Origin of the sequence: Kitasatospora sp. NPDC056531 (genome assembly GCF_042794375.1) — a bacterium.
Classification (GTDB): domain Bacteria; phylum Actinomycetota; class Actinomycetes; order Streptomycetales; family Streptomycetaceae; genus Kitasatospora.
Map to the genome: position 1 here is coordinate 1 of NZ_JBHTTU010000217.1, position 4590 is coordinate 4590.

Annotated in this window: 5 protein-coding genes and 1 pseudogene; 3 read left to right on the forward strand and 3 right to left on the reverse strand. The window is 72.3% G+C overall.

The features are described 5' to 3' along the window. Window positions 1–207: pseudogene (locus ACFQ87_RS44480) on the reverse strand (hypothetical protein); the annotation flags it as partial. Further along, window positions 180–644, reverse strand: a complete 465-nt coding sequence (locus tag ACFQ87_RS44485) for a hypothetical protein (protein ID WP_380616754.1) — start codon at window positions 642–644, stop codon at window positions 180–182. The pseudogene ACFQ87_RS44480 and the gene ACFQ87_RS44485, both read right to left, overlap by 28 nt. A 170-nt stretch (window positions 645–814) precedes the next feature. Between ACFQ87_RS44485 and ACFQ87_RS44490 the strand changes: the two genes are divergently transcribed. Together ACFQ87_RS44490 and ACFQ87_RS44495 are read left to right on the forward strand one after the other, a co-directional pair. After that, complete coding sequence (locus ACFQ87_RS44490) at window positions 815–1657, forward strand: CBS domain-containing protein (RefSeq protein ID WP_380616755.1); 843 nt, start codon at window positions 815–817, stop codon at window positions 1655–1657. Window positions 1658–1673: 16 nt separating this feature from the next. Continuing rightward, on the forward strand, window positions 1674–2048 hold the full coding sequence (locus tag ACFQ87_RS44495) for a hypothetical protein (protein WP_380616756.1): 375 nt from the start codon (window positions 1674–1676) through the stop codon (window positions 2046–2048). A gap of 51 nt (window positions 2049–2099) precedes the next feature. Here ACFQ87_RS44495 and ACFQ87_RS44500 read toward each other — a convergent pair whose 3' ends face one another. Further along, window positions 2100–2639 (reverse strand): TetR/AcrR family transcriptional regulator, encoded by a 540-nt coding sequence (locus tag ACFQ87_RS44500; protein WP_380616757.1) that lies wholly within the window; start codon window positions 2637–2639, stop codon window positions 2100–2102. Window positions 2640–3171: 532 nt separating this feature from the next. Between ACFQ87_RS44500 and ACFQ87_RS44505 the strand changes: the two genes are divergently transcribed. Continuing rightward, the gene (locus ACFQ87_RS44505) at window positions 3172–4587 is read left to right on the forward strand and encodes a flavin monoamine oxidase family protein (RefSeq protein ID WP_380616758.1); all 1416 of its coding nucleotides are present in this window, start codon (window positions 3172–3174) and stop codon (window positions 4585–4587) included. Window positions 4588–4590: the final 3 nt, after the last annotated feature.

Below are 4590 nucleotides of genomic sequence, written 5' to 3' on the forward strand. Positions count from 1 at the left end.
CCACAGCAGGGTCGCGGAGACCGCCCGCTGCGCCTCGGCCAGGTCCGGGTCCGGCGGGGGGAAGCGCCGGTACGGCGTCGCCGCCAGCCGTCGTACGGCCTCGGTGAGTGTGCCCGCTGCCGCGAGTTCCCGGGCTCCGCGGTGGCCGAGGCAGCGGGACAGCAGCCCCCGGGCCCTGGTCACTCCGGCGACCCAGCCTGCTGCCACCGGTTCCTCCCTGAATTGTCGGCCGGTTCCAGCGCCAGTGCCGCCGCCCGGTCGGCCAGCGCGGGCATCCGCTCGCGGGCCCGGCTGCGGATTCCGGCCGCAGTCCGCTCCGCTGCGGCGGCCACTTCGGCCGCCCGACCCGCCGCCGCGTGCCCGGCCGCCGCGGCGGCATCGGCGCGGACCTGCGGCGCCCGGGCGTGGGCGAGTTCGACGATCCGTTCCGCGTTCCGGGCGGCCTCCTGCCGGATGCGTTCGGCCTCCGCCGACGCCTCGGCCCGGATGGCCGCCGCCTCGGCCTGGGCCTGCGCCAGCCCGTCGAGCGGCTGCTCCAGCTCCGCGGCGAGTTCGGCGGCCCGGTCGGCGGGCACGCCGGCCGTGGGTGCACCGGGCGTGCCGACCGGACGGAACCGCGCGAGGAAGTCCCGGAACCGCACCATGCGAGCCCTCCAGCCGATCCGACTTCCCTTCCTCCAGCATCCGGCCGGTGCGCCGGGCTGTCGCCCCGGATTGGGCCGTCCGCCGGGAACTTGGGGCCAACCGGCACCAGCGTCGGCGGCGCACCGGGCTGAGACTGGAAGGCGGGGAGCACCACAGGGAGGCCCACGCCATGAGCGAGCACGAGTACTTCACCTCCGGGACGGAGGCCCGCCGATCCGTCCCCGGCAAGGCCTGGAGCCCCGAGGAGCCGCACCGCCAGGACATGCTGCTGCGCTACCTGGGCGCCGTCGCGGGCATCTCCGCCGCCCGGGCCAGGGAACCAGAACCGGCCCCGCCGGAGGCCACCGCCGTGCCTGACGAGCCCGGCCCCGCACCGGTCCTGCGGGTGCGCGACGTCATGGACGTGCCGGCGGTCGCGGTGTCGGGCGACCTGCCGTTCGCGGAGCTGGCCCGGACGCTGGCCCGCGAGCACGTGGGCGCGGTGCCGGTGGTCGACGCGAAGGACCACGTCATCGGCGTGGTCTCGGAGTCCGATCTGCTGGCGAAGGCCGCCGTCGAGGCGATGGAGCATCCGTCCGGCCCGATCGGCCGGCTGCGTGATCGCGGCCTGCGAGAGAAGGCCCAGGGCGAGACGGCCGCCACCCTGATGACGGCACCCGCCACCACCGTCCGTGCCGGCACGACCGTCGCCGAGGCCGCCCTGACCGCCGCACGCGGACGGCTCAAGCGGATGCCGGTCGCCGACTGGCAGGGGCGGCTCGTGGGTGTCGTCCGGCGAGCCGCGCTGCTGAGCGCCCTCGTCCGGGACGACGAGCACATCCGCGAGGAGATCACGTCGCGGATCCTGGCGCGCGAGTTCCACCTTCCGCAGGGCTCGGTCGAAGTGACGGTCCGCAACGGTGTCGTCGACCTGGCCGGCCGACTGGATCGGGAGAGCATTCCCCGGCTCCTGGCGGAGGTCCGGGACATCGACGACGTCACCGACGTGCTCGACCACCTCAGCGCGGCTTGAGCCACCGGACGGCCCCATGCGATCCACCACCGTCACCACGGTGCCCCGGCTCGCGACGCTGTTCGACCGCGTGGCCGAGTGGGAGACCCCGGCCCCCCGGCTCGGTTCGGCCGTCGGCATCGTGACCGGGCCCCGCCGCCAGGGCAAGACGTTCCTCCCGCACGAACTGGCCCGGGCCACGGGCGGCTTCTGCTTCGAGGCCCAGGAGGCCACGGCGGCCGAATCCCCGCGCCACCTCGGCGACCAGCTGGCCCGCCACCTCGGCGCCTTTCGCCCGGAGCGCTGGGACACGTGGGCGCAGGCGCTCGAATACCGCGGTGGCGTTCTCGGTGGTCTATGTGGTGGTGCGTGGGACGCCGTCGAGTCGGCGCCGTCCTCGACCGAGGCGTAGCTCCGCCGACAGGCTGAGCGTCCTTCCGGGGGGCGCGTTGCCGACGTGGGGTCAGGCGGCCGCGCCGTGCAGGAGGATCGCGGTGATGAAGTCCGGGGCCTGACGGGCGCCCATGTCGCCTTCGAGGGTCAGCTCCCATGCCGTCTCGGCCAGGCCGCAGAAGGTCGAGGCCAGCCAGGTGGCCGGCATGTCCTTGCGCAGCAGCCCCGCCTTCTGGCCGCGCTTGAAGAGCTTGACCGTGCGGTCGAAGATCGCGTCGGCCTGCTTGCTGGCCTCGGGCACGCCCAGGACGTCGGGTTCGACGTAGACCAGGTTCCACAGCTGGGCGAACGGCGGGTACTCGGCGACCAGCGCAGCGAACACCTGCTCCATGGCGGCGGTGTCGGCCTCGGCCCGGGTCAGGGCCTGGTCGCAGTCGTCGAGGATCTTCTCGGCCATGGCCTGTACCAGGTGCTGGCGGGTGGGGAACAGGCGGACCAGGGTCGCCCGGCTGATACCCGCTCGCTTGGCGATGACCTGCATGGATGCCGCTCGGTCCTTGGCGAGGACCGGGATCGCCGAGTCCAGCACGTCTGCCGCGTCGGTACGCAACCCCGCTCAGCCCCCAATGCCTCTATTGACACACCAGTGCCTCAATGCATCCTCTGCAGTATCAACCTCATTGTACTGAAGAGAGGGGTCACCGCCGTCCCCCGAGGTCTGCCCTGCTCCCGTTGACGCGCCGTCCGTTCGTCATCACACCGCTGTTGCCGTGGAGATCCCCGACATCCGGCAGGAGCGCTGTCAGTTCCGCTCCTGGCCGCCGACGCGGTCTCAGGGCGGCGGAACCGGCGCGGGCATGGCCGCTCCGCCTGAGCCCCGGCGCCGGGTCCGCCCATGCTGCGGCGAACGGGACTTGATCGTCCGCAGGGCCGGGCTCAGTCCGGACGCACGCCCCGTGCGGACCCGGCAAGCGGATACGCACCGCCGCGCACGAGGCGGCCCCGACCGAGTCGGGGCAGTCGCCAGGGGGCTGCGCGACCCCTTTTCACCCCGCAGGCGGGTCGCCGAGCGCAACGAAGCGTTCACCGACAGCTTTGCAGAAACCCGTGACAGATCGCAGATCGGTAGAACAGCCATGACGATGCACCGCCGACGTTTCCTGACGAACATGGGCCTGGGCCTGACCGGTATGGCCGTTCTCGGCTCCGTGTCCGCTTGCGACAGCGGCGCGGACGACGGCGAGGCGGGTAGTGCGGGCACGCCGTCCGGGTCGGCTCCGTCCGGGCGCCAGAAGGTGATCGTCGTCGGGGCCGGGATCAGCGGCCTGGGCGCCGCCCGCTACCTGGCCGACAAGGGCCACGACGTGTCGGTGCTCGAAGCGCGCGACCGAATCGGCGGGCGCATCTGGACCAGTCAGCAGTGGGCCGGCGCGCCGCTCGATCTGGGCGCCTCGTGGATCCACGGCATCGACAACAACCCGATCGCCGCGCTGGCCGCGAAGGCGAACGCGAAGACGGTCGTGACCGATCTCGAAAGCACCACCGACTACTCCGCCGACGGCGGCAAGCTGAGCGACGGGCAGGCCAAGGCGCTGGAAGGCTGGCGAAAGAAGGCCGCCGACGCACTGACCTCGTTCCAGGACGAGGGGGGCAAGGACGCGTCGGTGCGCAGCGTCGTCGAGGACGCGGTCCACTGGTCCTCCCTGTCGGACCAGGACAAGGCCCTGCTCAACTGGGACCTGAACGACTACGAACACGAGTACTCCGGCAGCGTGGAGCAGATGTCGGGCCTGCACTTCGACGAGGACAACAAGGTCAAGGGCAAGGACGTGCTGTTCCCGCAGGGCTACCACCAGATCACCGATCTGCTCGCGGCCGGGCTGTCCGTCCGGACCGGGCAGGTCGTCAAGCGCATCGACTGGAACTCCGGCGGCGTCACGGTCACCACCGACAAGGGCACCTTCCAGGCCGACCGAGTGGTGGTCACCCTGCCGCTGGGCGTGCTCCAGGCCGGGACCGTGCAGTTCGGCCCCGGCCTGCCAGGCGACAAGCTCACTGCCATCGGCAAGCTCGGCATGGGCGTGCTCAACAAGTGCTACCTGCGCTTCCCCTCCGTGTTCTGGGCGGACACCGACTGGCTGGGCTACGTGCCGCGCGTCGACAAGTGCGGCCAGTGGACACAGTGGATCAACATCACCCGCCCCACCGGCCAGCCGGTCCTGCTCGGCTTCAACGCCGCCGACTTCGGGCGCACCATCGAGGGCTGGAGTGACGCCCAGATCGTCGACAGCGCCATGGCCACGCTCAGGACCATGTACGGCAGCGGCATCCCCGCGCCGCTTGACTACCAGATCACCCGCTGGGCGTCCGACCCGTACGCGCTGGGCTCGTACTCGTTCAACAAGCTCGGCTCCACGCCGGCCATGCGCGACCAGCTCGCGGCCGCCGTCGACGGCCGTGTGCACTTCGCCGGCGAGGCCACGGAAAAGGGCGACCCCGCCACCGTCCACGGCGCCTACCTGTCGGGCGTCCGCGCGGCCAAGGAGATCGCCGGCTGAACC

What these genes read in the sequence shown, in the direction of transcription:
- ACFQ87_RS44505 (WP_380616758.1), top strand. Translation starts at nt 3,172, where the DNA reads ATGCACCGCCGACGTTTCCTGACGAACATGGGCCTGGGCCTGACCGGT.
- ACFQ87_RS44490 (WP_380616755.1), top strand. Translation starts at nt 815, where the DNA reads ATGAGCGAGCACGAGTACTTCACCTCCGGGACGGAGGCCCGCCGATCC.
- ACFQ87_RS44495 (WP_380616756.1), top strand. Translation starts at nt 1,674, where the DNA reads ATGCGATCCACCACCGTCACCACGGTGCCCCGGCTCGCGACGCTGTTC.
- ACFQ87_RS44485 (WP_380616754.1), bottom strand. Translation starts at nt 644, where the DNA reads ATGGTGCGGTTCCGGGACTTCCTCGCGCGGTTCCGTCCGGTCGGCACG.